This window comes from Stenotrophomonas sp. GD03654 (assembly GCF_029845105.1).
Classification (GTDB): Bacteria; Pseudomonadota; Gammaproteobacteria; order Xanthomonadales; family Xanthomonadaceae; genus Stenotrophomonas; species Stenotrophomonas africana.
In genome coordinates this window covers 1-24,977 of record NZ_JAOCLC010000069.1, presented here as the reverse complement: position 1 = coordinate 24,977, position 24,977 = coordinate 1, and the positions used below count along the sequence as shown (strand labels likewise).

At 67.2% G+C, this 24,977-nt stretch carries 22 protein-coding genes; 12 read left to right on the top strand and 10 right to left on the bottom strand.

Annotated features, from left to right (window positions below; translation table 11 throughout):
* Positions 1 to 30 precede the first annotated feature (30 nt).
* A complete protein-coding gene (locus N5J73_RS20155) occupies positions 31 to 1,089 on the top strand; it encodes a metal-dependent hydrolase (protein ID WP_049448963.1) in 1,059 nt (352 codons plus the stop codon).
* 50 nt (positions 1,090 to 1,139) lie between these two features.
* Here the strand turns inward: N5J73_RS20155 and N5J73_RS20150 are convergent, their stop codons facing one another.
* From N5J73_RS20150 to N5J73_RS20120, 7 genes are all read right to left on the bottom strand, one after another.
* The gene (locus N5J73_RS20150; protein WP_049448964.1) at positions 1,140 to 2,138 is read right to left on the bottom strand and encodes a glycosyltransferase family 2 protein; all 999 of its coding nucleotides are present in this window, start codon (positions 2,136 to 2,138) and stop codon (positions 1,140 to 1,142) included.
* Between the two features lie 8 nt (positions 2,139 to 2,146).
* On the bottom strand, positions 2,147 to 3,913 hold the full coding sequence (locus N5J73_RS20145; RefSeq protein WP_239508884.1) for a hypothetical protein: 1,767 nt from the start codon (positions 3,911 to 3,913) through the stop codon (positions 2,147 to 2,149).
* 238 nt (positions 3,914 to 4,151) lie between these two features.
* Positions 4,152 to 4,979: a class I SAM-dependent methyltransferase gene (locus N5J73_RS20140; protein WP_049448966.1), complete on the bottom strand. Its 828-nt coding sequence runs from the start codon at positions 4,977 to 4,979 to the stop codon at positions 4,152 to 4,154.
* 104 nt (positions 4,980 to 5,083) lie between these two features.
* Entirely contained in the window at positions 5,084 to 6,079 is a 996-nt protein-coding gene (dusB, locus tag N5J73_RS20135) for a tRNA dihydrouridine synthase DusB (RefSeq protein WP_049448989.1), read from the bottom strand.
* A gap of 147 nt (positions 6,080 to 6,226) precedes the next feature.
* The gene (locus N5J73_RS20130; protein WP_049448968.1) at positions 6,227 to 6,658 is read right to left on the bottom strand and encodes a hypothetical protein; all 432 of its coding nucleotides are present in this window, start codon (positions 6,656 to 6,658) and stop codon (positions 6,227 to 6,229) included.
* A 158-nt stretch (positions 6,659 to 6,816) separates the two neighbouring features.
* On the bottom strand, positions 6,817 to 7,782 hold the full coding sequence (locus N5J73_RS20125; protein ID WP_049448969.1) for a ribokinase: 966 nt from the start codon (positions 7,780 to 7,782) through the stop codon (positions 6,817 to 6,819).
* A gap of 25 nt (positions 7,783 to 7,807) precedes the next feature.
* Entirely contained in the window at positions 7,808 to 9,106 is a 1,299-nt protein-coding gene (locus N5J73_RS20120) for a nucleoside transporter C-terminal domain-containing protein (RefSeq protein WP_049448970.1), read from the bottom strand.
* 193 nt (positions 9,107 to 9,299) lie between these two features.
* On the opposite strand from N5J73_RS20120, the gene N5J73_RS20115 reads away from it, so the two are divergent.
* The 5 genes from N5J73_RS20115 to N5J73_RS20095 all read left to right on the top strand — a co-directional run bounded on the left by N5J73_RS20115 (position 9,300) and on the right by N5J73_RS20095 (position 14,741).
* Positions 9,300 to 10,274, top strand: a complete 975-nt coding sequence (locus tag N5J73_RS20115; protein WP_164078668.1) for an aldo/keto reductase — start codon at positions 9,300 to 9,302, stop codon at positions 10,272 to 10,274.
* Between the two features lie 262 nt (positions 10,275 to 10,536).
* Positions 10,537 to 10,731, top strand: a complete 195-nt coding sequence (locus tag N5J73_RS20110) for a hemin uptake protein HemP (RefSeq protein ID WP_005412278.1) — start codon at positions 10,537 to 10,539, stop codon at positions 10,729 to 10,731.
* A gap of 189 nt (positions 10,732 to 10,920) precedes the next feature.
* Positions 10,921 to 13,128, top strand: a complete 2,208-nt coding sequence (locus N5J73_RS20105) for a TonB-dependent hemoglobin/transferrin/lactoferrin family receptor (protein WP_164078669.1) — start codon at positions 10,921 to 10,923, stop codon at positions 13,126 to 13,128.
* 4 nt (positions 13,129 to 13,132) lie between these two features.
* Positions 13,133 to 13,732 carry a hypothetical protein gene (locus N5J73_RS20100; RefSeq protein ID WP_049448974.1) on the top strand — a complete coding sequence of 200 codons (600 nt, stop codon included), beginning with the start codon at positions 13,133 to 13,135 and terminating at the stop codon, positions 13,730 to 13,732.
* Between the two features lie 73 nt (positions 13,733 to 13,805).
* Positions 13,806 to 14,741: a DUF6607 family protein gene (locus N5J73_RS20095; protein ID WP_107379130.1), complete on the top strand. Its 936-nt coding sequence runs from the start codon at positions 13,806 to 13,808 to the stop codon at positions 14,739 to 14,741.
* A 102-nt stretch (positions 14,742 to 14,843) separates the two neighbouring features.
* On the opposite strand, the gene N5J73_RS20090 is transcribed toward N5J73_RS20095, so the two are convergent.
* The gene (locus N5J73_RS20090; RefSeq protein WP_088480303.1) at positions 14,844 to 17,357 is read right to left on the bottom strand and encodes an FtsX-like permease family protein; all 2,514 of its coding nucleotides are present in this window, start codon (positions 17,355 to 17,357) and stop codon (positions 14,844 to 14,846) included.
* On the bottom strand, positions 17,354 to 18,001 hold the full coding sequence (locus N5J73_RS20085; RefSeq protein ID WP_049448979.1) for an ATP-binding cassette domain-containing protein: 648 nt from the start codon (positions 17,999 to 18,001) through the stop codon (positions 17,354 to 17,356). The genes N5J73_RS20090 and N5J73_RS20085 overlap by 4 nt, the downstream gene beginning before the upstream one ends.
* A gap of 75 nt (positions 18,002 to 18,076) precedes the next feature.
* On the opposite strand from N5J73_RS20085, the gene N5J73_RS20080 reads away from it, so the two are divergent.
* The 3 genes from N5J73_RS20080 (at position 18,077) to N5J73_RS20070 (ending at position 20,950) form a co-directional block, all read left to right on the top strand.
* Entirely contained in the window at positions 18,077 to 18,721 is a 645-nt protein-coding gene (locus N5J73_RS20080) for an arylesterase (protein ID WP_049448981.1), read from the top strand.
* An 87-nt stretch (positions 18,722 to 18,808) separates the two neighbouring features.
* Entirely contained in the window at positions 18,809 to 19,522 is a 714-nt protein-coding gene (locus tag N5J73_RS20075) for a response regulator transcription factor (RefSeq protein ID WP_002811889.1), read from the top strand.
* A gap of 156 nt (positions 19,523 to 19,678) precedes the next feature.
* Positions 19,679 to 20,950, top strand: coding sequence for a HAMP domain-containing sensor histidine kinase (locus N5J73_RS20070; RefSeq protein ID WP_279941315.1), 1,272 nt, complete (start codon positions 19,679 to 19,681; stop codon positions 20,948 to 20,950).
* Between the two features lie 208 nt (positions 20,951 to 21,158).
* On the opposite strand, the gene N5J73_RS20065 is transcribed toward N5J73_RS20070, so the two are convergent.
* Complete coding sequence (locus tag N5J73_RS20065; RefSeq protein ID WP_049447180.1) at positions 21,159 to 21,860, bottom strand: SGNH/GDSL hydrolase family protein; 702 nt, start codon at positions 21,858 to 21,860, stop codon at positions 21,159 to 21,161.
* A 214-nt stretch (positions 21,861 to 22,074) separates the two neighbouring features.
* Between N5J73_RS20065 and N5J73_RS20060 the strand changes: the two genes are divergently transcribed.
* The 3 genes from N5J73_RS20060 to N5J73_RS20050 all read left to right on the top strand — a co-directional run bounded on the left by N5J73_RS20060 (position 22,075) and on the right by N5J73_RS20050 (position 24,636).
* On the top strand, positions 22,075 to 22,470 hold the full coding sequence (locus N5J73_RS20060) for a diacylglycerol kinase (RefSeq protein ID WP_049447178.1): 396 nt from the start codon (positions 22,075 to 22,077) through the stop codon (positions 22,468 to 22,470).
* 32 nt (positions 22,471 to 22,502) lie between these two features.
* On the top strand, positions 22,503 to 23,252 hold the full coding sequence (locus N5J73_RS20055) for a TerC family protein (protein ID WP_005408127.1): 750 nt from the start codon (positions 22,503 to 22,505) through the stop codon (positions 23,250 to 23,252).
* A 223-nt stretch (positions 23,253 to 23,475) separates the two neighbouring features.
* A complete protein-coding gene (locus N5J73_RS20050) occupies positions 23,476 to 24,636 on the top strand; it encodes an MFS transporter (protein ID WP_049447177.1) in 1,161 nt (386 codons plus the stop codon).
* Positions 24,637 to 24,977: the final 341 nt, after the last annotated feature.

The window sequence follows — 24,977 nt, the reverse complement described above, 5'->3', positions numbered from 1 at the left end:
GCACCGCCCGCAAGCCGCTAGCATCAAGCCATGGATTCCCTGACCCAGATCGTGCTCGGCGGCGCCGTCGCTGCTGCCATCGCCCCGCCCGGCCACCGCCGCGCGGCCCTGCTGGCCGGTGCCGCGCTTGGCACCCTGCCGGACCTCGACGCCCTGTGGCTCGGCTTCACCGCCGCCGACCCGGTGGCGAACATGATCGAGCACCGCAGCTTCAGCCATTCACTGCTGGTGCTGCCCTGGGTGGCCGCATTGATCTGGTGGTTGTTCAAGCGCTTCGGCAACGGCCGTGTCGCGCAATCACCGGTGCGCTGGTTCTGGGCGATCCAGCTGGCGCTGGTCACCCATCCGCTGTTGGATGCGTTCACCGTTTACGGCACCCAGCTGTGGTGGCCGCTGCGGCCACACCCGACGATGGGTTCCAGCGTCTTCATCATCGATCTCGGCTACACGGTATGGCTGCTGCTGGGCTGCGTGCTGGCCTGGTTTGGCCGTGCCCGCCCCTGGGCTGGCAAGGTGCTGGGCGTGGCCCTGCTGCTCAGCAGTGCCTATCTGGGCTGGGGCCTGATCGCCAAAGCGCAGGTCGACCGTGCCGCGCAGCAGAGCCTGGCGGCGATGGGCCTGGGCGATGCACCGCGCTTCTCGGTGCCGATGCCGTTCAACACCCTGCTGTGGCGGGTGGTGGCGATGACACCGAATGGCTACGTGGTGGGTGACCGCTCGCTGGTGGCCGACCACGGGCCGATGCAGTTTGAAGGCCACGCGTCCAACGTGCAGGCCTTGCGTGAAGCAGAGGGCATCCCGGCGGTGCAGCAGCTGACGTGGTTCAATCGCGGCTTCATGCGAGCACAGGTGGTGGACGGGCGGCTGGTGCTTAGCGACCTGCGCATGGGGCTGGAGCCGGACTACACGTTCAACTTTGTCGTGGCTGAGCAGGTCGACGGGCAGTGGCGGCCAATCACGCCCGGGCAGGTGCGGGCGGATTACAGCAGTCCCGCCGCGCGCGCCGACGCCGGGCGCCGGCTTGCCGCGATGTGGCAGCGCATCTGGCACGAGCCGGCAGCCTCCGCGACCGGTGCCGCGCACCCGTAGGTCCACGCCATGCGTGGATGGCGCGAACAACAGCCACGCATGGCGTGGCGCTACTGCGGAAGGCGGTTGAGCTTGATCGAACGGTTCAGCACCTGGCGCGGCACGTTGGCGATATCGAAACCGACGAACGCCAGCAGGAACTGCAGCCCGGAGATCAGCGCGACCATGGCGATCATGATCGTGCCCACCGGCGTAGCCACATCGGCCTGCGCCGACCGCATCCAGTGATACAGCCCGAACAGCCCGCCGAAGGCGAGCAGGCTGCTGCCAGCGATCAGCTCCAGCGAGGCGATGCTGAGATCACGCAGGAAATAGTTGTAGGCAATGCGCTTGAGCGTGTTGCGCAGGTGCTTGAAGGTGAATTCACCCAGGACGCGGCCGATGCGCAGGTTGCTTGTCTCGTCGGCGTAGTGCGCATCCATCGCTACATCCTGCACCACGGCGCGCACGGTGTTCAGGCGGAACAGCATGTCGGTCTCGAAGAAATAGCGGTCGCTGACCGCATCGAGCTTGAGGTGGCTGGCGACCTTGGCATGGATGGCGGTGTAGCCGTTGGTCGGGTCGAACACCTGCCAGTACCCGGATGAGGCCTTGGTCATGAAGGACAGCAGCAGGTTGCCCAGCCGTCGCACCGGGGGCATGCGGCGGATGTGGGTCAGGTTCCAGAAGCGGTTGCCCTTGGTGTAGTCGGCATGGCCGTCAGCGATGGGCGCGACGAAGTCCATCAGCAGTGCCGGATCCATCTGCCCGTCGCCATCGACCTTGACCAGAATGTCCATGCCATCGGCGATCGCCGCGCGATAACCGGTCTTGATGGCGCCGCCGACGCCGCGGTTGTGCGGATGGAACAGTACGGTGATGCGCGGGTCGTTCGCTTCAGCCTGGATCAGCCGGCCGCTGCCATCGGGGCAGGCATCGTCCACGCAGTAGATTGCGGTCACCACCGGATCGATCGCGGCCAGCACCGTCAGCACGTGGCGGGTCACCTTGTAGCAGGGAATCACCACGGCGATGCGAGGTGAGGCAAGGGCGTGAGCTGTGGCATTCATGTCGGGGCTCACTGTAGCGTGCCATCTGCGGGAAGCGACGGCGGTGCCAGCAGAACCTTGGCCGGTACTACCACCTGGTCTCCCTGCTGCACACGAGGGAGATCGCCATCGGCCGCCACCGCAACGTGGTGATAGCGGTTGAAGGTGAAGTTGAATTCATTGTCGGGCATGCCAGGGAAGTACCTGCCGAAGTAACCCATCTGTGGCAGGTACAGCACGTGGTTCACGGCGGGGATGCCGAGGCCGGGCAGCAGTCCGCCGTAGGCCCCGGGTGCGACCAGCACACCGTCGGCATTCTTGCGGGCGCCCTGTGCCTGCAGCGCCTCCAGCACGGCAGCGCGGTCCATCGCGAAGATCGGTCCGGCGGGCTGCACAGGGTTGAACAATCCATTGCCCAGCAGGTTGGCCAGTGCAGCCGTCGCCAGCACCAGGCTGGCGGCATGCACCGATAGCTTTGGGCGGCGGGCGGCAATGGCCAGTGCCGCCAGGCAGAGGTAGGGCAGTGCGTCGGCGGCGCTGTGCAGGCGGCTGAACTGGCCTTCGCCGAACAGGAACTTGGCCACAGTGCCCATCAACAGCAGCGCAGCCAGCAGCAACAAACGCCTGCGCTCCAGGCGCACGCCGCATCGGACCAGGATCATTGCGCAGCCGATGTTGATCATCAGGCCGAGCGCCAGCAGCGCGCGAGCAGGGGGCACCATCGACAGCCCGGTCAGCTTGCCGACGAGAACGGGGAAGGGCAGGAAGATCCAGCAGGCGATCAGTAGTACGCCTGCGGCGAGGGTCAGCACGCTGCCGCGGTGGCCGCGCGCCCATTCGCGCAGTCGTGCGCCATCAGCAAGCACCAGAGTGAACAGCGGCAGCAGGCTGCCGAGTACGGCGATCTCGCACTCGTTGGAGGCCTTGAACATCGGCAGAGGTGCGAACCGGTAGGTCATCAGGTTCGGGAAGACGTGCGCGAACAGGGACGTCAGCCCGACTCCGCCTCCGGCGCTCTGGCGCTGGCCCGGATACACCGTGTTGCGCACGATCGGGATGATGTCGTGGAAGTAACCGATGAACACGGCCAATGCCAGCGCGCCTGAGACGGCGGCGTCGATCAGTCGGGCAAGCGTGAGGGCATCGCGGCGGAACGACAGCACCAGCACCGCCATGGCCAGCAGTGAGGAAATGATGAAGGGCGGGTAGGACACAGCGATCACCCAGACAGCGAGGGCGTACGCACTGGCCAGGATGCGGAGCCAGCGATTGCCGATGTGCAGCCACGCCACGGCCACCCAGGGTGCCAGGGCGAATGCGCCGGCATTGCTGGTCCACCAGACTTGCACGAATGGGGCGAAGAACAGGGTGGCCGAAACCAGCACTGCTGCCAGTACCGGCATCCGCAGTTGGCGCAGGAACAGGGCCCATCCGCTCAGGAAGGCCATGGCCATGAACATGTAGAAGAACGAATAGGCGTTCGCTGCGGGTAACACGAAGAACGCCCAGTGGTAGGGCTTGAACAGCAGACCCCAGTCGAGCAGCGGCAGCGCCTGGAAGGTCCGCAGCGACTCGTGGTACGGCGAGTACGCGTTGATTTGGCCGAAGTCGTTGTTGACCGCGATCTGGATGTAGGGCGTGAACACGATCCACTCGTCGCTGCGGATCATGCGGGCGCTGCCAAGCAACGGATGCTGTGGTGCCAGGCCCAGATACTGGTACGCCAACGAGTAGGACGAAGGGGTCAGCGCAAACCCCACGTACAGGATGCACAGCAGAGCGACGAGGCCGACCAACAGGCGTGCATGCGCACGTCCCAGCCTACCTGGCAGGAGGGCCTCGTGGGCAGAAAATGGCATTCGGCCGCTGTCACTCATCTTGCGCTCGCAGGTCAGGTCCATCCGTGCGCGACAGGCCCACCTGCCGATGCGCAGCTGCCGCACGGAGTGAGGTCCCGGCACGCGCCCTTCCAGGACCGGGACTGCGCGATTCTAGCGGGTTGTCCTGGTTGCTGCCGGGTTACCCGGGCCCACCTCAATACACCGTCGCGCGGCCCTGCACGAACGAGAAGAAGAACACCGCGTTCGGGTCGTTCTGCACCAGGCGGAACTCGCGACGCATGCCTTCCACGGTGTCCTCGTCCACCGAGCCGGCCTGCAGCAGCTGGTCGGCCGCCGACAGCAGCAACTGTTCCCAGAACGCGATCATCGTCTTGCGGCGTGCCGGTTCGCGGTTGTCCAGGTGGATGGTCTTGATCTCGGTGTGCACATCGCGGAAGCCGCCGGCCAGCAGCAGGTTGCCCAGCTTGGCGCCGACGAACGGGTCGCCCCCGTGGTCGTACTGGAAATCGTTGAAGGCCATCCAGTAGCGCCAGATATGCGGCGAATACGGATCGAGCAGGAACGAGGCATTCATCACCTCGGTGATGTACACCGGCGAACCCGGTGCCAGCACGCGGCGCACTTCGCTGAGCACGCGTGCCGGGGACGGAACGTGTTCCAGCACCCAGCACAGGAACGCCGAATCGAAGCTGCGTGCCTCGAACGGCAGCTCGCCGGCATCGGCCTGCTGCAGGGTGTAGCGGTCGCTGCACCACGGCGTGCGCGCCAGGTTCTCGCGCGCGGTGGCCAGCTGTGTTTCGCTCAGGTCCACGCCGGTCACGTGCAGCTCGGGGAAGCGGCGCAGCAGGATCTCGGTCTGCGCGCCGACGCCGCTGCCGACTTCCAGCAGGCGCCGCGCGCCGCTGTAGTCGATCTGGCCGAAGATGCTCGATTCCAGCAGGCGTGCCTGGGTCATCAGGCGCTGTTGCTCGGTGCCGGAAAAGCCATGCAGATAGGTCGGGGAAGAGATCGGCGGCGTCATGGTGGGCTCTTGTAGCGTCGAGCGTGCTCGACTGCTCTGGAAATTCAGTCGAGCAAGCTCGACTCTACGTAACGAAGTGGTCGGAAAGGTTGCGGGCCGTACGCTCAGGCCGCCGAAGACAGCGCCGGTTCCCCGCCGATCAGGCGGTCGAAGTACTCGGTGGTCAATGCGATCTGGCTCTGCGGATCTTCGGCACGGTTGACCACGGCGCGGAAGGCGGCGTTCTCCGGCCGGTCCTTGGCATACCAGCCCAGGTGCTTGCGCGCGATGCGCACGCCCTGCGGCTCGCCATAGAACGCATGCAGTGCGTGCAGGTGGCCAAGCAGGATGTCACGCACTTCGGCCAGCGACGGCGGTGCCAGTTCCTCGCCGGTGGCCAGGTAGTGCGCCACTTCGCGGAAGATCCACGGCCGGCCCTGCGCAGAGCGGCCGATCATCACCGCGTCCACGCCGGTCTGCTCCAACACAAAGGCAGCCTTCTGCGGCGAATCGATATCGCCGTTGGCGATCACCGGAATGCGCAGCGCAGCCTTGATCTCGCCGATCGTGGCGTACTCGGCCTGGCCGGTGTAGTGCTGGTCGCGGGTACGGCCGTGCACCGCCAGCGCCGCGATACCGCTGTCCTCGGCGATGCGCGCGATCAGCGGGCCATTGCGATGGTCGCAGTCCCAGCCGGTTCGGATCTTCAGCGTGACCGGCACGTCCACCGCGTTGACCACCGCTTCTAGGATGCGTGCCACCAGCTGCTCGTCGCGCATCAGTGCCGAACCGGCCCAGGCGTTGCACACCTTCTTGGCCGGGCAGCCCATGTTGATGTCGATGATCTGCGCGCCGTGGTCGACGTTGTAGCGCGCGGCCTCGGCCAGCTGCTGCGGCTCGGTGCCGGCGATCTGCACGCTGATCGGGGCCGGCTCGCCGTCATGGTCCATGCGGTGGATCGACTTGCGCGTGTTCCAGAAGCGCGGATCGCTGATGGTCATTTCCGAGGCGGCCAGCCCCGCGCCCAGCCGTTTGCACAGCAGGCGGAAGGGCTTGTCGGTGACGCCGGCCATGGGCGCCAGCACGACGTTGGGGGCAATGGTGTAGGGGCCGATCTGCATGCGCCCATTGTAGGGCGCGGGCGGCGGTACGGCCGTGTCAGCCCCGCCCCGGTTCAGGCCCATCGGCACCGACCTCATGCCGTACCGGCATCAGCAGATGCTTGACGGTTGCTTCCGCCGCCCCCAAGGGCGGGCGATGGTAGGCGGCTAGCCCAGGCTCTGCCAGGCCTGCCGGGTCCCCAGCACGAAGGCCAGCCCCAGGCAGAGGCAGACCAGTGAACTGGCTACCCAGAAGCGCCGGCCGTTGTAGCCGGGCCGGAGCAGCGCCAGGCCGAAGCCCATCGCCGCGCGCAGCAGCAACAGCAGGGCGATGCCCGTCAGGACCAGACGACTGGCCGGCAGCGGCGAATGCCAGCCCGCGGCGGCCAGTGCGTACAGCGCCCAGGCCACCAGCACGGCAGCAATGCCGGCGGTCATTAGCGGCGGCCACCAATGCCCGGCCTGTGCCAGCCGGACCATACGCTGGCCAGCACCGAAGTACCTGTACCAAGGGGCGCCGAAGGCGATGCAGCCGATATGCAGCAGGGCTGCAATGGCACTGCCGGCGGCCGCGAACAGCAACCAGGGGAATCCGTCCATGTCCTGCCCGTGCAAGGAAGCTGCGCGGATGGTGGGCGAGGGCCGGGATGCGGGCAATGCGACCGGCGGTCGCAGGTGCGCGCGGGCCTGCAGACTGTGCAAAAGAAAAGCCCGGGCATCTGCATGCCCGGGCCCTCTCATCCACGCGTGGCGTGGATTTACTTTGCTTCTGAATCGGCCGGGGTGAAGCGCGGCATGGCTGCAGCAGCGCCTTCCTTCTCGGTCGAACGGCCGGCGAACTGGTTGGCGAAGCGCACGTGGCGGGCGAACGGGGCGTCGGCCACCTGCGCCAGCGACGCGGCCAGCGCACCGTTGAAGGCGTCACCGGCACCGGTGGTGTCGATGGCCTGCACCTGTTCGGCACCCACGCGGTAGTACGGCTGGGTATCGCCGCGCAGGTTCTCGTCGGCATGCGACACGAACACGCCCACCGAACCCAGGGTCACCACCACGGTGCCGTTGCCGACCAGCTTGCGGCACAGCGCATGCAGGCTGGCGCCATCCAGCGCGGCGACGTCGTTGGCATCCACACGCTCGCCGACATGGCGGCCGAGCAGGGCGGCGAACTCGGTCTCGTTCGGGGTGATCACGTCGGCCAGCTTGAGCAGGCCGATGGTCGAGGGGGCATCGGCCGGTGCGGTGTTGAGCACGGTGGTGACGCCGGCCTCGCGGGCCGTGGCCAGTGCCGCTTCGATGGTCTGCACCGGCGATTCCAGCTGCACCAGCACCACCTTGGCGCTGGTCAGCAGGGCCTGCTGCTGTTGCAGGAAGTCGGTGCTGAGCGCGGCATTGGCACCCGGGCCGATCACGATGGTGTTGCGGCCACGGGCATCGACATAGATGCCGGCGGTGCCGGTCGGTTCGCTGCTGGCTTCGGCGATCAGGCCGAAGCCGTCCTGCGCGGCCAGCTCACGGGCGGTGGCGCCACCAGCGTCATCGCCCAGCGCGCACACGAAGTGAGTGTCGGCACCCGCGCGGCAGGCCGCCACGGCCTGGTTGAAGCCCTTGCCACCGGGGCCGGTGCTGTAACGGCCGGCAATGGTCGCACCCGGTGCCGGCAGCGACTCGCACCGCCACACGTGATCGACATTGAAGGAACCGACGACAACGACACTGCTGCTCATAGGGAATCTTTTCTCAACCAAGGGTTCAACTGAAGTGCGTCAGCACGCCGGCGATGGTCGCCGTCATGAAGGTGGCAATGGTACCGCCCAGCACGGCGCGAAGGCCGAACTTGGCCAGGTCGTGGCGACGTTCCGGGGCCAGGCCGCCGATACCGCCGATCTGGATCGCGATCGAGCTGAAGTTGGCGAAGCCGCACAGCGCGTAGGTTGCGATCAGTCGACCTTCCTCGGACAGGCTCACGCCGGCGATCTGGCCGTTCACGATCTGCGACAGCTCGGTGTAGGCCACGAACTCGTTGATCACGACCTTCTGGCCGATCAGCGAACCAACGGTGGTGGCATCGGCCCACGGGGTGCCGATCACCCAGGCGATCGGGGCCAGTACGTAGCCGAAGATGGTCGACAGGTTGGTCGGCTTGCCGATGGCGGCGGCCAGGCCGGTCACATCGCCGATCCAGGTCAGCGGTGCGTTCAGCAGCGCGATGAGGGCGATGAAGGCCAGCAGCATCGCGCCGATGTTCAGCGCCAGCTTCAGGCCGTCGCCGGCGCCGGCAGCGGCCGCGTCGATGATGTTGCTGGAGGTCTTTTCGACTTCCATCTTCACCGTGCCGCGGGTGAGCGGGGTGCCGGTTTCCGGAATCAGCAGCTTGGCCACGACCAGGGTGGCCGGTGCGGCCATGATGCTGGCCGCCAGCAGGTGCTTGGCGTAGAAGGCCTGCTGCGCCGGATCACCGCCGCCGAGCATGCCCACGTAGGCCGCCAGCACGCCGCCGGCGATGTGCGCCATGCCGCCGATCATCATGGTCAGCAGCTCGGACTGGGTCATCTTGGCGATGTACGGACGCACGGTCAGCGGCGCCTCGGTCTGGCCGATGAAGACGCTGGCGCAGACGCTGGTGGTTTCCGCACCCGACACGCGCATCACCTTGGTGATCGACCAGGCCATCACGCGCACGATGCCCTGCATGATGTTGAGGTGGTACATCACCCCCATCAGCGCAGAGAAGAAGATGATGGTCGGCAACACCTGGAAGGCGAAGATGAAGCCGTAATTCTTGGTATCCATCAACGAGCCGAAGATGAAGCCCGAGCCCTCGTTGACGAAGCTGAGGATCTTGACGAAGCCCTTGCCCAGCGCATCGAACACATCGCGCCCGCCCGGCACCAGGATCACCAGCGCCGCGAAGGCGATCTGCAGGGTGATACCGGTGGCAACCAGCTTCCAGTCAACCGCGCGCTTGTTATTGGAGAACAACCAGGTGATGCCGATCAGCACCGCCAACCCGAACAGGCCGAAGCCGATCCTGCCCAAACCTTCGACCATGTGAGTGACTCCCCTGGGGCGTCGCGAAAAACGGGAAGCCTAGTGCAGGGCAGGGGCCGGGGCAAGAAAAAGCAGCGTGTGCGCGGCCAACGGTACCGATCAGGCCAGCAACGGCAAGGGCTTGCGCCTGGCGGCGGCAGGTAGAATGGGGTTCGATCCCGGCCCGGATGCGGGCCCGCAGCAGGAGATTCGCATGCAATACCGTCGCCTGGGCTCCACCGGCCTGCCGATTTCAGCCTTGTCCTTCGGCGCCTGGGTGACCTTCGGCGACCAGGTCCCGCGCGATGAGGCCCGCAACCTCGTGGCCGCCGCCTGGGATCATGGCGTCAACTTCTTCGACAACGCCGAGGGCTATGCCAACGGCCGCGCCGAACAGGTCATGGGTGACGTGATCACCGACCTGCGCCTGCCGCGCGACGGCTTCTGCGTGTCCAGCAAGGTGTTCTTCGGCAGCGCCAAGGACCCGCGGCCGACCCAGCGCGGCCTGTCGCGCAAGCACGTGACCGACGCCTGCCACGCCGCGCTCAAGCGCCTGCGGGTGGACTACCTGGACCTTTATTACTGCCACCGCCCGGATCCGGATGCACCGATTGCCGAGACCGTGCACGCCATGGACACCCTCGTGCGCCAGGGAAAGATCCTCTACTGGGGCACCTCGGAGTGGTCGGCGGCGCAGATCCAGCAGGCGCTGGACATCGCCGAGGCGCACAACCTTCAGGGCCCATCGATGGAGCAGCCGCAGTACAACCTGCTGCACCGCGAACGCGTCGAGATCGAGTACGCGCCGCTGTATGCCGGTGCCGGACTGGGCACCACCATCTTCTCGCCGCTGGCCTCGGGCCTGCTGACCGGCAAGTACGACCAGGGCATCCCGGCCGATGCGCGGCTGGGCCGCGAGGGCATGGAATGGCTGCAGGCGCTGGTGCTGGGGGACGACATCGAGGCCCGCCTGGCCCAGGTGCGCCGTTTCAGCGAGGTGGCGCGCGTGCTGGGGCACGCCCCTGCCACGTTGGCCATTGCATGGTGCCTGCGCAACCCGAACGTCTCCAGCGTGATCCTCGGCGCCAGCCGGGTCAGCCAGCTGCTGCAGAACCTGCAGGCGCTGGAGGTGCTGGAGCAGGTCGACGCCGCCGGCTGGGCGCAGGTCGAAGCAGCGTTCGCCGGGTAGAGTCGACTGTTGGTCGACTGCCCTTTGCAGAGTCGAGCCATGCTCGACTCCGCGCGCAGCGAGGGCGTTTTCAGGCGATGGCGCCAAGAGCAGTCGAGCATGGCTCGACGCTACAGACGCACCGCGGTCGCCATCGATTGGCTTGATCTATCGAATTTCAGAATTCGATCATTAATCTCATCAATGAAATTGAGAATGGTTGTTGATTGTCAACTGAGAATCATTATCATTTAACTCGTCCCTCGCACGAGTCCAGATGCTCATGAATGCTCAACCTGTACTGCTGCGCCCCGAAACGCTGACCCTCCGCGATCGTCCCGTCCGCGTCGTTCCGCCGGAAGAGGTCATCGACAGCGAAGCCCTGCTCAAGGGCCGTCGTGAAATCCTGATCCAGCACGGCGACCGCTTCTATCGCCTGCGGCACACCAGCAACGACAAGCTGATCCTGACTAAGTAATCGCGGTCTGGTCGCCCGCCTCCCTCCCTCCTGCCGGCTGCGCCGACAGGGTGGGCGACCCGTCCGCTCCCGCTCTCTCCCCCTCGGTCTACCGCGTGCACCTTCCAGGTGTGCCGGTAACCGGGGGTTCCCCTGCCTGACTGAACGAACCCGATGACCCGCCATACCGCCCTTTGCCTTGCTGTCTGGATGGCGCTGCCGCTGTCCGCCCATGCTGCTGCCACTGCCGCGCCCGATGCGCGCGAATTCGATCGGGTGCAGGTCACCGCCACCCGCACCGAGCGGGCCGTGAGTGACGTGGCGGCCACCGTGGACGTCATCGACCGTGAGCAGATGGACCGGCACCTGGTGCAGGACATCAAGGATCTGGTGCGCTACGAGCCAGGCCTGTCGGTTACCCGCAGCGCGACCCGCTTCGGCCTGGATGGTTTCCGCATCCGTGGCCTGGACGGCAACCGCGTGCGCATCCAGACCGACGGCATCGTCATGCCGACCCGGTTCGACATCGGTGCGTTCGCCAGTTCCAACCGCAACTTCACCGACCTCGATACGCTCAAGCGCGTGGAGATCGTGCGTGGCCCGGCCAGTTCGCTGTACGGCTCCGATGCACTCGGTGGCGTGGTCGCGTTCGTGACCAAGGACCCGGCAGACTACCTCAAGGACGGCAAGAACAGTTACTTCGGCCTGAAGTTCGGCTACGACGGTGAGTGGAAGGGCCTGCTCGGCGGTGCCACGGCCGCCTTTGGTGGCGACCACTGGAGCGGCCTGGTCAACGTCAACCACCACCAGGGCCAGGAAACGGACAACACGGGCACGGTACGCAGCGACAACGACACCCGCACCGCGTCCAATCCGCAGGATCGCGACGGCCGCAGCCTGCTCAGCAAGCTGGTCTATGCACCGAGCGAAGACCAGCGCTTCCGCTTGACCGTGGAAGGCAACGAAGACACCACCGATACCAACGTGCTGTCGGCGATCGCCAGCGTTGCGCCGCGCCCGGGCGCGACGGCTGCGGCCACTGGCATGACGTCCCACGACACCCAGAAGCGCACCCGCATCTCCTTCGCCCACGAGATGGATGCGCTGGACCAGCCGTTCGCCGACAGCCTGCATTGGCAGGCGTACGCGCAGAACAGCGAGACCCGGCAGCAGACCGACGAGACCCGCACCGACGGCAGCCGCCGCCACCGCGTGTTCTCCTTCGACCAGCATGCCTATGGCCTGCAGGCGCAGTTCAACAAGGCGTTCACCACCGGCAGCATCGAGCACGCGTTGACCTACGGTTTCGAAGGCACCCGTACCGAGATCCGCCAGAAGCGCGACGGCTACCAGGTCAGCAAGGCTGGCGTGGTCAGCAACACGGTGCTGCCGGACACCTTCCCGGTGCGTGACTTCCCGATCAGCAAGACCACCGAGCTGGGCCTGTATGCACAGGATGAGATGCGTTTTGCCGATGGCCGGTTGTCGCTGGTGCCGGGCGTGCGCGTGGACCGCTATGAGCTGAAGCCGGAAGTGGACAGCATCTTCGCCGAAGACAACCCGACCACGGCCGTGGCGCAGCTGAAGAAGACCAGCGTGTCGCCGAAGCTGGGCATGGTCTGGCGCTTCACTGACCAGTGGTCGCTGTTCGCCGGTTATGCGCGTGGCTTCCGTTCGCCGCCCTACAACGACGTCAACATCGGCCTGACCAACGTGGCCTTCGGTTACACCGCCATCGCCAACCCGGACCTGAAGCCGGAAACCAGCGACGGCTACGAGCTGGGCCTGCGCTTCATCGCGCCGGCGGCGTACGTCAGCGTCAGCGGCTACTACAACGACTACAAGGACTTCATCGAGTCCAATGTCAACACTGGCCGCAACGCGCAGGGCCTGATGGTGTTCCAGTCGCAGAACATCGCCGACGCGCGCATCTACGGCGCGGAAATGAAGGCCGGCATCGAGTTCGGCGAACTCAGCCCGGCGCTGAAGGGCTGGGCGCTGCGCAGTGCGTTGGCATGGTCGCGTGGTGATAACCGGACCGATGACGAACCGCTGGCCTCGGTCGACCCATTGCGCGGCACGCTGGGCCTGATGTATGACACCGATACCTGGGGCGTCGAACTGGCTGGCACCTTCGTACAACGCAAGAAGCGCCTGCCGCCGCCTGCTGCGCAGGCCAATCCGAACGCACCGGCGCCGTTCGTCTACCAGCCGGCCGGCTACGGCGTGCTGGACCTGATGGCGCACTGGAACTTCGCACCGGGTGCCACCTTCAATGTCGGCGTGTTCAACCTGGCCGACAAGCGCTACATCGAATGGTCGTCGATCACCCCGAGCCTGATCACCAATCGCGCACTGAGCGATCGTTACAGCAGCCCGGGCCGCACCTTCTCCGCCAGCCTTGCCGTTTCCTGGTGACCTCATGAGCCGAGCACTGTCCGCACGCAGGAATGATTCCATCGCCGCGCCGCACAGCGCGGCCTGGCCGACCCCGGCACAGCTGGCCACGCTCGGCACCGTGTTGTGCCTGTACCACGCCGACGGCAACGAGCTGGGCGGGTGGCGCCAGGCCGTACGCGTGCACGCCTGCCAGGGCGTGGACAGTGAAGGCCTGCGCGAAAGCCTGTGCTTCCTCGATGGCCGCGGCCGCTGCGTGTGGCGCCTGTACCTGCTGCCGGACAGCGACTTCCTGGCCTGGGACCGGCTGGTGGCCGCGCTGCCGCCGGGACCGGAACACGACAGCGACGGCAGCGTCGGCGAACGCCTGTGGCGCCGCCTGGCCGGCCATCTCGGTGGCCAGCGCTGGCGCCTGTGCGCGCTGCGCCTGCATGCCGCCGACGACGGGCGCACGCTGGCTGCCAGCCTGTCGACCCTGTCTTCGCTGGGCGCGGCCACCGCGCGCCGCATCGCACGCCTGGAAAACGCTGAAGGCGAACTGGCGATTGACGACTGCTGCTGTGCCGATGCCGCGCGGCGTCCGGCACTGCGGGTTCCCGGCGACCTGCCGCTGATCCGCCTGTGACCCTCTCCTGATGGAACGCCCGTTGGCCACGGATGGCCGCTCAATGAATCTGCAACCCCGAAGGAAGACCCCGATGAAGCTCCAGACAGCCAGCGCCATGCTGCTGCTCGCCGCCAGCGGCGTGGCCAGCGCGCAGCCCTCCGATATCGCCCGCGACCACGACAGCATCCTTGCCATGCAGGGTGAGTACACCGTGGACTTCGCGTTCGACGAGACCGTGCTGCTGAAGCCGGGCTACGAGCGTGCACCGGCGATGCGCAGCGGCGGCAGCGAAGTGGTCATCGTGGTCGAGGACACCCCGAAGCGCATCGTGCTGCAGCACCTGCTGCTGGACGAGAAGAGCGGCCACATCACCAAGCACTGGCGCCAGGACTGGGTCTACGAAGCGCCGAACCGCTTCGAGTTCAGTGCCGACCAGACCTGGCGGGTGCGCAGCATTCCGGCAGCGACCAACCAGGGCGCCTGGACCCAGTGCGTGTACGAAGTGAGCGACGCGCCGCGCTACTGCGGCACCGGCACCTGGACCTACACCAACAACGTGCCGAGCTGGACCAGCGACCTGAGCTGGCGCCCGCTGCCGCGCCGTGAGTACACCAAGCGCAGCGACTACAACGCGCTGGCCGTGGTCAACCGCCACACGCTCACGCCCAATGGCTGGACCCACGAGCAGTTCAACACCAAGGTGCAGCGCAACGCCGACGGCAGCCAGGTGGAGATCGCCCGCGAGTTCGGCTTCAACGACTACGTGAAGACCACCGAGGTCGACTTCACCCCGGCGCGCAACTACTGGAAGGCCACCGCCGGCTACTGGGCCAAGGTGCGCCAGCGCTGGGACGGTTTCCTGACCCAGGCCCCGGGCGTGCACCTGAAGACCAGGATCGACGGCATGGCGATGATCATTCCGCTGTTCACCCAGGCCGAAGAAATCCAGTCCGGCAAGAAGGTGAAGGACAAGCAGATCGACGAAGTGTTCTCCAAGTACGTGGAAAAGGCGCAGAAGGAAGGTTGATCGGCGCGATGGAGATGGGTGCCGGGTGTACCCGGCACCGCATCCACCTGCTTCCGGTGGGTGCCGGGCTTGCTCGGCACGCCGTCCGGAGGCGCAACCGATTCAGGCCTCGCGCAGCGCCAATGCCGGCGGCGTATGCAGGATCGCCCGCGTACCCCACCAACCCGCCAGCAGGCTCAACCCGATGCCGACCACGCCGCCGATCAGCAGGCCCGGCCACGGCGGCAGCAACGGCAGCTCGAACACCTTCTGCGAGACCGCCACGCCGATGGCAGCGGCCGCACCCACCGCAAGCAACGCGGCCAGCGTGCCCAGTGCGCCGAACTCCACCAGCACCGCACCGCGCAGCTGGCGCCGGGTCGCGCCCAGCGTGCGCAGCACCGCGCTGTCGTAGCGGCGCTCGCCCGCCGTGGCCTGCAGTGCGGCCAGCAGCACCAGCACGCCGGCCAGCAGGCTGAACACCATCACCAGCTGCACCGCCTGCGCGACCCGCTCCATCACATCGCGCACCTGCGAGATCACCGCATCCACGTCCAGCAGCGACAGGTTGGGCTGCGCGCGCACCAGCTCGCCCAGCCCGGCCGCCTTGCCGGGCGGCAGATGGAACGCCGACAGCAGGTTGTGCGGGGTATCGCCCACCGCATTCGGATTCAGCAGCACGAAGAAGTTCGGCCGGAAGGTGTTCCAGTCGGCCTTGCGCACACTGGTGACGGTGAACGCGCGCTCCTGCTCGCCGACTGCAATGGTGATGCGGTCGCCCGGATACACGCCGTAGCGCTTGGCCCAGCCGATTTCAACCGACGCCTCCGGCGCCGTGCTGTCGGGCGTCCAGAAGGTGCCGTTCATCAGCGTATTGGCGGGTGGGAAGCTGCTGCGCCAGCTGAAATTCAGCGGCCGGTTCTCGTCATCGTCATCGCGCTGGCCGCCCTGCGCCGGTTGCCCGTCCTGACCGGGCTCGCGGTCCACGCGCAACGGCGGCTTGCCGTTGATGGCGATCAGGCGGCCGGTCGCCATCGGTTCGATGCTGGCGTCGTTGGCCCCCAGTCCGCGCAGCGCGGCCAGCACGCTGTCACGCTGTTCGGGCTGGATGTTGATCAGGAAGTAGTTCGGCGTGTCCGCCGGCAGCCGCTCGCGCCACTGCTGCAGCAGGCCGGGGCCGGTCACAGCCAGCAGCAACAGCGCACACAGCGACAGCGACAGCCCCACCAGCTGCATCACGGCCAGCAGGCGGCGCCGCGTCAGGGCGGCCAGACCCAGCCGCCAGTGGCCGTGCAGGCGGTGCTGCAGGCCGCGCAGCAGCTGCAGCAGCACGAAGCCGACCACGCCGGCGGCCAGCGCCAGCGCGGCCAGGCCGCCCAGCACCCACAACGCCAGTTTGAGGTCGCCGGTGACCTGAACCGCCAGCAGCAGGCTGGCCGCCAGTGCCGCCACGTAGGCCAGCAGCGAGGCCGGCGGCAGGGCGGCGAAGGAGCGGTTGAGTACGCGCATCGGCGGCACCCCGCGCAGGCGCAGCAGCGGCGGCAGGCCGAAGCCGAACAGCAGCAACAGGCCGATGCCGGCGCCGGTCAGCGCCGGCATTGCCTCGGGCAGCGGCAAGCGCTGCGGCACCAGGCTGCCCAGTACCTGCACCAGACCTTCCTGCGCCGCCATGCCCAGGCCGATGCCGAGTGCGCAGGCCGGCACCGCCAGCATCAGCAGCTGCAGTGCCAGACCGGACAGAATGTCGCGCTGGCGCGCGCCCAGGCAGCGCAGGATCGCCACCTGGTCGATGCGGCGCAGCGCGAAGCGGTTGGCCGCCAGCGCTGTGGCCACGCCGGCCAGCAGCACCGCAAGCAGCGCGCTGAGGCCGAGGAAGCGTCCGGCAAGATCAAAGGCCTGGCGCACACCGCGCTGGGTGTCGTCCACGCTCAGCAGGCGAAGGCCCTTCACCTGCGGCAGCAGCCATTGCCGCAGCGCGGCGATCTGGTCGGCTGCTCCGGCGAACATCAGCCGGTAGTTGATGCGGCTGCCAGGGCCGAGCAGTCCGGTGCCCTCCACATCGGCGCGGTTGACCAGCAGGGTGGGGGAGAGGGTCAGCAGGTCGCCGCCGGCATCGGGCTCGGCCTCGATGATGCCGGCGATGCGCAGCGTGCCGGCGCCGAATTCGAGGTCATCGCCGGCCTTCAGCCCCAGTCCCTGCAACAGGCGCGGGTCGGCATAGGCCTGGCCCTTGGGCGGCATGCCGGCCTCGGCGATCAGGGCGCCGCCGGGTGTGGCCCGCACCCGCAGCGTGCCGCGCAGCGGATAGCCCGCCTGCACCGCCTTGATGCTGGCCATCTGGCTGGCATCGCCGTTGAACAGCACGCTGCCGAAACTGGCGATACGGGTGTGGGCCAGTCCACGCCGCTGTGCCTCGTCGGCGAACGCCTGCGATGGATCGTCGCGCCCGGCGATGCCGAGGTCGCCGCCGAGCATTTCCGCCGCGCTACCGGTCAGCGCCAGGTTGACCCGGTTCACCAGCGTGCCCACTGCGGTCATCACTGCTACGCCCAGTACCAGCGCGGCGAACACCGTCAGCAGGTCACCGGCCAGGGCCTCGCGGCGCAGCGCGCGCCACGCGTGCCGCAGCAGGTTCATGCCTGCGCCCCGCGCTCGACCGGCAGCAGGCGGCCGTCGTCGATGCGGTGGATGTACTGGCAACGCTGGGCCAGGCGCAGGTCGTGGGTGACCAGCACCAGGGTGGTGCCGCTGCCGGCGTTGAGTTCGAACAGCAGGTCGCTGATGTGCTGGCCGGTGGCGTGGTCCAGCGAGCCGGTCGGTTCATCGGCGAACAGGATGCGCGGGCGGGTGACGAAGGCACGTGCCAGCGCCACGCGCTGCTGCTCGCCGCCGGAAAGCTGGCGCGGGTAATGGCGAGCGCGATGGGCCAGGCCGACCTGGGCCAGCACCTCATCGACGCGCGCGCGGTCCTCGCGCCCGGCCAGCTCCAGTGGCAGCGCCACGTTTTCGGCGGCGGTCAGCGCCGGCAGCAGGTGGAAACTCTGGAACACGAAGCCGACCTCACGCGCGCGCAGCTGGGCGCGTGTTTCCTCATCCAGTGTCGCCAGATTCTGGCCGGCCAGGCTGATATGGCCGCGGCTGGGCAGGTCCAGCCCGGCCAGCAGGCCGAGCAGGGTGGTCTTGCCGGAACCGGAGGCGCCGACGATGGCCGCGCTGGTGCCTTCATGGACGGTCAGGGTGATGTTGTCCAGTATGTGGACTTCACCCTCCGGGCCCTGCACGGATTTGCCGACCTGGTCGACGGCGATGGCAACGGACGCGCTGCGGGGGGACAGGCTGTCGATGAGGAGACTCCAATGCGCAAGACGGGATGGAGCCGGCGAGCCGGCGTGATGATGGTGCTGCTGCTAGGGTTCCTGCTGCTGCCCGGGCTGGCCTGTGCCAAAGGTCCGGCCGGCACCGTGCTGGTCCTCGGCGACAGCCTCAGTGCAGCCCACAATATCCCTGCCGACGCCGGCTGGGTCAGCCTGCTGCAGCAGCGGGTCAGGCAGCAGTCGAAAACGCCGGCGCGCATCGTCAACGCCAGCATGAGCGGGGAGACCACCGCCGGTGCGCTGACCCGGCTGCCAGGCCTGCTGGCCAAGGAAAAGCCGACCGTGGTAGTGATCGCGCTGGGAGGCAACGACGCGCTGCGTGGACTGACCCCGGCGCAGGTGCAGGGCAACCTGGAAAGGATGGTGCAGGCCAGCCAGAAGGCCGGGGCCAAGGTGCTGCTGCTGGGCATCGACGTACCGCCCAACTACGGGCCGGCCTACCGGCAGCGTCTGGCGGCGGCTTACAAGGCGTTGTCCACGCAGTACAAGGTGCCGCTGCTGCCGTTCCTGCTGGAGGGTGTGGCCCTGCAGCCGGGCATGATGCAGGCCGACGGCCTGCATCCGACCGCACAGGCGCAGCCAAAGGTGCTGGACAACGTCTGGCCGCTGCTCAGGCCGCTGCTCTGAACCGTTTGTGTACCTCTTGACGGAACTTCACATCGCGTCCACCGTCGATCCGGCATGTTTCACAAAGCTGAAGTTAGAGGGAATCACATGCGTCAGACGAAGGAGACCTCCGGCTTGGTGCTGGTGGTCGAAGACAACCGCAACATCTCCGAGATGATCGGGGAATACCTGGAAGGTCGCGGCTTCGAAGTCGACTATGCACAGGACGGCCTGGATGGCTACCGCCTTGCGGCGGAGAACAGCTATGACGTCGTGGTGCTCGACTTGATGTTGCCGCGCCTGGATGGCATCGAAGTGTGCCGTCGCCTGCGCAACGATGCGCGCAAGTCCACCCCGGTGCTGATGCTCACGGCACGCGACACGCTGGACGACAAGCTCACCGGCCTCGGTTTCGGCGCCGATGACTACCTGACCAAGCCGTTCGCGATCCAGGAGCTGGAAGCCCGCCTGCGCGCGCTGATCCGCCGCGAGCGTCGTCAGGTCGGTTCGGAAGTGCTGAAGGTCGCCGACCTTGTGCTCGATCCGGTCAGCATGCGTGCCACCCGTGCCGGTACCGAACTGCAGCTGTCGCCGATCGGCCTGCGCCTGTTGACCATCCTGATGCGCGAATCGCCGCGCGTGGTCACCCGCCAGGAGATTGAACGCGAGATCTGGGGCAACGGCCTGCCGGATTCGGACACCCTGCGCAGCCACCTGTACAACCTGCGCAAGATCATCGACAAGCCGTTCGACCGTCCGCTGCTGCATACCGTGCAGAGTGCCGGCTACCGCATTGCCGACATCGCCCAACCGATGGCCTGAGCAGGGCCGCCACAGGTGCAGGAACAGGCGTGGCCGGGCAATGGCCACGCACCCGGGCAGGTGATGACCGGTCGGCAGCGCCGCCGGTCAGCCCCCGTGCACGACTACGGCGCAGAGCGCTGCCTATAATCGCAGCGCTCTGACCGGGACACCGCAATGCCGCACGGCCTGCCGCGCAAGATCCGTATCGCTTTCATCCTGCAGGCAGTGCTGGCCAGCCTGGGCATCCTGCTGGGCGCGTGGCTGGTCTCGCTGGTGATCAAGCACAGCCTGGTCGGCGCCGCCCTGCGCGAGGAGGCGGCGTACTTCTGGACGCTGCACGAGGCCTCGCCGGTGCAGCCGCCGCCCAACACCCAGAACATCCGCGGCTACCTGCTGGAAAGCGGGCAGTCGGCCCTGTCGTTGCCGGCCAACCTGCGCAATCTTGAGCCCGGCTTCCACGAGCTGCCCAAGGACGACCAGCTGGTGCTGGTCGATGTGCGCCCGGCCGGCAGCCTGTACCTGGTGTTCCTGCGCTCGCGCGCGGAGATGCTGGCGTTCTGGTTCGGCATCGTACCGGTGCTGCTGACCCTGCTTGCGGTGTATGGCGCCAGCTGGGTCACCTATCGGGCCTCCAAGCGCCTGGTGTCGCCGGTGAACTGGCTGGCGCGGCGCGTCTCACGCTGGGACCCGGGCCACCCGGAGGCGGCCGACCTGGAGCCGAACAAGCTGCCGGCGGACATGCAGGGCGAGACCCGGCAGCTGGCGGCCGCACTGCATTCGCTGGCCAACCGGGTCAGCGCGCATGTGGCGCGCGAGCGCAACTTCACCCGCGACGCCAGCCACGAACTGCGCACGCCGCTGACCGTGATTCGCGTTGCCAGCGACATGGCGCTTGGCGATGACAGCCTGGAGCCGCGCCTGCGCCGCAGCCTGCAGCGCATCCAGCGCGCCGGCCGTGACATGGAGGCGGTGATCGATGCGTTCCTGATCCTGGCCCGCGAGGCAGACGTCGAACCGCAGATCGAGCTGTTCGACGTCAACGACATCGTCCGTTACGAGGTGGACAACGCCAACGAGTTGCTGGGTGCGCGCCCGGTGTCGGTGCATCTGCACAGCGATGGGCCGGTGCAGCTGCATGCGCCGCCGCGGGTGCTGCAGGTGGTGGTCAGCAATCTGGTGCGCAACGCCTGCAGCTACACCGACGAAGGGCGCATCGACGTGCATGTGTACAACGACCGGGTGGTGGTGCGCGATACCGGCATCGGCATGTCCGCCGAGGCACTGTCGCGGGCCTTCGAACCGTTCTACCGCGCCGAGCCGAGCCGCCCGCAGGGCACCGGCCTGGGCCTGTCGATCGTGCGCCGGCTGTGCGACCGCTTCGGCTGGAAGGTCAGCCTGGCCAGCGAGCCGGGGCAGGGCACCGAGGCCACGGTGATGTTCCGGTAGAGGGATTTTGCCGGGCTGCGCCCGGCACCCGCCGAGGCAACATCAACATCAAAAGCGGGCATTCCGTGGAATGGCGGGGCGGTGTGGGTTTGCAGGGCACGCCGTAAACCCGTCCATGGCGCCAACGGTCCTGCAAACCCACACCGCCCCGCCTTCGACAGATTCCCGCGATTCGCAGTAGAGCCACGCCATGCGTGGATGGGGTTGCTCAGTTGCAGTTGACCTTCGGCGCCAGCGCCCTGGTCCAGATCGCATACCCGGCCGGGGTCATGTGCAGCATGTCCTCGCGGAACAGCGACGCATCCGGCTGGCCATCCGCGCCCAGCATCGGCGTGTAGATGTCGGTGAAACCGGTGTTGGGCAGCTTGGCCAGGGCGGCCTTGATCAGCGTGTTGGCCTCGATGATCGCCGGCAGCAGATGCGCACGCGACGGGCTCGGCTTGATCGACAGGTACTCGACCTTGGTCTTCGGCAGGTCGCGATGCACGCGCTGCACGAAGGCAACCACATCGTCGCGCACCTGCACGGCGCTGCGGCCGCTGTTGAGGTCGTTGTCACCGGCGTAGAAGAACACCTTGCACGGCGCATACGGCACCACGATCTGGCCGGCATACCAGGTGCTGTCGCGCACTTCCGAACCGCCGAAACCGCGGTTGAACACCGGCTGGCCGGGGAAGTCGGTGGCCAGGCTCTCCCAGAAGCGGATGGAGGAGCTGCCGATGAATTCGATGCCACCGCGCGGCGGCGGGCTGGCCTGGTCGGCGCTGGCGAAGCGGGCCATGTCGCCGGCCCAGGCCACGTTGGAGACCTGCTCGGGCACGCGCGGCGGCTTGGCCGGGCCCAGCGCATGGGCCAGGGGGGCGGCGGTCAGCAGGCCCAGCATCAGCAGGCAGGTACGGCGACGGGACATCAGGCGCTCCAGCAGGGAAGGGGAACGCCATCATAGAAGCTGGGGCGGGCCGGGGCTTGCCCCTGGCAGTCCATTCACCGGGCCGGTGCGAGGGATGCGGCTGGCGGCCTTGTGGCAAAATGGCGGCCATCTGCCCATCCCTGTGCACCCATGATTCCCTGCCGTGCGTCTGAGCGGTCGCTGCGCCGCGCCCCTGTTGCTGGATGTTCCACCCGTGGCTGATCAGTTCGGCCATCTGCCCCGCGGCCCGCGCCGCATCTTCCAGGCCGCCCGCTGGTCCTGGCAGGGCCTGCGCGCCGCCTGGCTGCATGAGTCCTCGTTCCGGTTGGAGGTCTACCTGCTGATCCTGCTGACTCCGGTCGCGATCTGGCTGGGCCAGACCCCGGTCGAGCGCGCGCTGCTGATCGGTTCGATGCTGCTGGTGCTGGCGATGGAACTGGCCAACTCGGCCATCGAGGCGGTGATCGAACGTTACGGCAGCGAGATCCACGAGCTCGCCGGCCGCGCCAAGGACATGGGCTCGGCGGCAGTCTTCGTGCTGATGATGAACGTGCTTCTGTGCTGGTCGCTGGTCGTGGTCCCGCATGCAATGGCCGGCAATTACGGCTGATCCCCATTCCCCCACTGCCCTGAAGAGTTTCCATGTCCTTTGAGTTCCTCGCCGACCCCAATGCCTGGGTGACCCTGTTCACGCTCAGCGCGCTGGAAATCGTGCTCGGCATCGACAACCTGGTGTTCATTTCCATCGCCGTCAGCAAACTGCCCGAAGAGCGCCGCCCGTTCGCGCGCAAGCTCGGCATCGCGGTGGCCTGCATCACCCGTATTGGCCTGCTGGTGTCGCTGGCGTATCTGGCACATATGGCGGCCAACCTGTTCACGGTGGCCGGCATGGGCATCTCCATCCGTGACCTGGTGCTGATCGTCGGCGGCCTGTTCCTGATCATCAAGGGCTGCATGGAGATCAAGGAACTGATCAGCGGTGGCGAGGACGAAGACCCCAGCACCACCAAGGCCTCGGCCGTGTTCGGCTACGTGATCGCGCAGATCGCGGTGATCGACATCGTGTTCTCGCTGGACTCGGTGATCACCGCCGTCGGCATCGCCGACCACATCCCGGTGATGGTGGCCGCCATCCTGCTGTCGGTGCTGGTGATGCTGCTGGCCGCCAACCCGCTGGGCCGCTTCATCGATGCCAACCCGACCGTGAAGATGCTGGCCCTGGCCTTCATCCTGATGATCGGCGCGGTGCTGATCCTGGACGGCCTGGACGTGCACGTGCCCAAGCCCTACATCTACGCCGCGATGGGCTTCTCGGTGCTGGTCGAGTGGCTGAACCTGCTGATGCGCCGTCGCGCCCGCGAGCACAACGTGCCGGGTGCCGGTAACTGGTAACCGCGCCACTGGCGTGTGTGTGCCTCGGAACCCCCGGCATGCCGGGGGTTCTGCGTTGTGGGGGTTCGGCTTCACTATGGCGCTGCGTTTTTTGCACTTGTAGCGGGTTTCCGGGCCCCACTTGTGAACCTGGATCAACAGTGTTTTCCCGGGGCGAGGCTTAATCCGGCACAGCAAAGCGCGCAGGCTACGCACTCCCGAATCCCGCCCCCAGGACCCCCCCATGAATTCCAGAGCCGCCTTGCTGGCGCTTGCCGTCGGCGCCTTTGCCATCGGAACCACCGAGTTTGCGCCGATGGGCCTGCTGCCGGTCATCGCCGACGGCGTGGGCGTCGGCATTCCCACCGCCGGCATGCTGATCACCGCCTATGCCGTCGGCGTGATGCTGGGTGCCCCGGTGATGACCCTGCTGATGGGCCGTTTCGGCAAGCGCACCGCGCTGATGTTGCTGATGTCGATCTTCGTGGTCGGCAACCTGCTCTCGGCACTGGCCCCGAACTACGGCCTGCTGTTGCTGTCGCGTCTGGTCACCAGCCTCAATCACGGTGCCTTCTTCGGCATCGGTGCAGTAGTCGCCGCCAGCCTGGTACCGAAGGAAAAGCAGGCTGCCGCCGTGGCCACCATGTTCATGGGCCTGACCATCGCCAACATCGGCGGTGTGCCGCTGGCAACCTGGGTGGGCCAGCAGCTGGGCTGGCGCCTGTCCTTCGCCGGTACTGCGGTGCTGGGCCTGGTCGCGATCACCGCGCTGGGCTTCGCGCTGCCGGCGTCCGCGCCGGGACCGCGCCCGGACGTGCGCCGTGAACTGAAGGCGATCCTGCAACCGCAGGTGCTGCTGGCGATGGCCACCACCGTGCTCGGCGCCGGTGCGATGTTCACCCTCTATACCTACGTCGCACCGGTACTGACCGAGTTGACCGGCGCCTCCAACGCCTTCATCGCGATGTCGCTGGCCCTGATCGGCATCGGCTTCACCTTCGGCAACGGCATCGGCGGGCGCATGGCTGACTGGTCGCTGGATGGCGCCACGCGCATCCTGCTGGCGGTCCTGGCCGTACTCATGTTCGTGCTGCCACTGGCCTTCATGCACCATGCTACTGCGGCGGTGGGCGTGCTGCTGTTCGGCGCAGCGACCTTCGCCATCGTGCCGCCGCTGCAGATCCGGGTGATGCAGGCGGCGAGCGAGGCGCCGGGGCTGGCGTCGTCGATCAACGTCGGTGCGTTCAACCTGGGCAATGCGGTGGGTGCCGCGCTGGGTGGTGCGGTGATCAGTTCGGGGCTGGGGTACGCGGCGATTCCGGTGGCCGGTGGCCTGCTGGCGGCATCGGGGTTGCTGCTGGCATGGCTGGGGCGTCCGCGCACTGCGGTGGCTGAAGCCTGCTGAGTGATATGGGGTTCCGGCAGGGCTTGCAGCCCTGCACCCGCTGCAATCAACGTCAACGTCAAAAGCTGGCTATCCGTGGGATGGCGGGGTGGGTCAGTTTGCGGGGGACGCCGCAAGTACGTCCGTGTAGGCTCGGTCGCGCCATCCATGGCGCTCACGCTCCCGCAAACTGACCCACCCCGCCTTCGACAGTTTTCCGCGATCTGTCGGAACGGCGTCCCGCTCTGGTAGGTGTCGACCTTGGTCGACACGAATGCCTGAAGAACCGCGTTTTGCTTTTGATTTTTCTTTTGATCTTCCCGCGGTGCGCAGGAAACCGTATGAGGCCGGGCGGGTGGGCG

Excerpts from the sequence above, each read along its gene's own strand:
- N5J73_RS20110 (WP_005412278.1), top strand. The coding sequence starts at position 10,537 with ATGAATGCTCAACCTGTACTGCTGCGCCCCGAAACGCTGACCCTCCGC.
- N5J73_RS20105 (WP_164078669.1), top strand. The coding sequence starts at position 10,921 with ATGGCGCTGCCGCTGTCCGCCCATGCTGCTGCCACTGCCGCGCCCGAT.
- N5J73_RS20125 (WP_049448969.1), bottom strand. The coding sequence starts at position 7,782 with ATGAGCAGCAGTGTCGTTGTCGTCGGTTCCTTCAATGTCGATCACGTG.
- N5J73_RS20055 (WP_005408127.1), top strand. The coding sequence starts at position 22,503 with ATGTCCTTTGAGTTCCTCGCCGACCCCAATGCCTGGGTGACCCTGTTC.
- N5J73_RS20095 (WP_107379130.1), top strand. The coding sequence starts at position 13,806 with ATGAAGCTCCAGACAGCCAGCGCCATGCTGCTGCTCGCCGCCAGCGGC.
- N5J73_RS20090 (WP_088480303.1), bottom strand. The coding sequence starts at position 17,357 with ATGAACCTGCTGCGGCACGCGTGGCGCGCGCTGCGCCGCGAGGCCCTG.
- N5J73_RS20065 (WP_049447180.1), bottom strand. The coding sequence starts at position 21,860 with ATGTCCCGTCGCCGTACCTGCCTGCTGATGCTGGGCCTGCTGACCGCC.
- N5J73_RS20120 (WP_049448970.1), bottom strand. The coding sequence starts at position 9,106 with ATGGTCGAAGGTTTGGGCAGGATCGGCTTCGGCCTGTTCGGGTTGGCG.
- N5J73_RS20050 (WP_049447177.1), top strand. The coding sequence starts at position 23,476 with ATGAATTCCAGAGCCGCCTTGCTGGCGCTTGCCGTCGGCGCCTTTGCC.
- N5J73_RS20070 (WP_279941315.1), top strand. The coding sequence starts at position 19,679 with ATGCCGCACGGCCTGCCGCGCAAGATCCGTATCGCTTTCATCCTGCAG.
- N5J73_RS20140 (WP_049448966.1), bottom strand. The coding sequence starts at position 4,979 with ATGACGCCGCCGATCTCTTCCCCGACCTATCTGCATGGCTTTTCCGGC.
- N5J73_RS20130 (WP_049448968.1), bottom strand. The coding sequence starts at position 6,658 with ATGGACGGATTCCCCTGGTTGCTGTTCGCGGCCGCCGGCAGTGCCATT.
- N5J73_RS20150 (WP_049448964.1), bottom strand. The coding sequence starts at position 2,138 with ATGAATGCCACAGCTCACGCCCTTGCCTCACCTCGCATCGCCGTGGTG.
- N5J73_RS20080 (WP_049448981.1), top strand. The coding sequence starts at position 18,077 with ATGCGCAAGACGGGATGGAGCCGGCGAGCCGGCGTGATGATGGTGCTG.
- dusB (WP_049448989.1), bottom strand. The coding sequence starts at position 6,079 with ATGCAGATCGGCCCCTACACCATTGCCCCCAACGTCGTGCTGGCGCCC.
- N5J73_RS20100 (WP_049448974.1), top strand. The coding sequence starts at position 13,133 with ATGAGCCGAGCACTGTCCGCACGCAGGAATGATTCCATCGCCGCGCCG.
- N5J73_RS20115 (WP_164078668.1), top strand. The coding sequence starts at position 9,300 with ATGCAATACCGTCGCCTGGGCTCCACCGGCCTGCCGATTTCAGCCTTG.
- N5J73_RS20075 (WP_002811889.1), top strand. The coding sequence starts at position 18,809 with ATGCGTCAGACGAAGGAGACCTCCGGCTTGGTGCTGGTGGTCGAAGAC.
- N5J73_RS20155 (WP_049448963.1), top strand. The coding sequence starts at position 31 with ATGGATTCCCTGACCCAGATCGTGCTCGGCGGCGCCGTCGCTGCTGCC.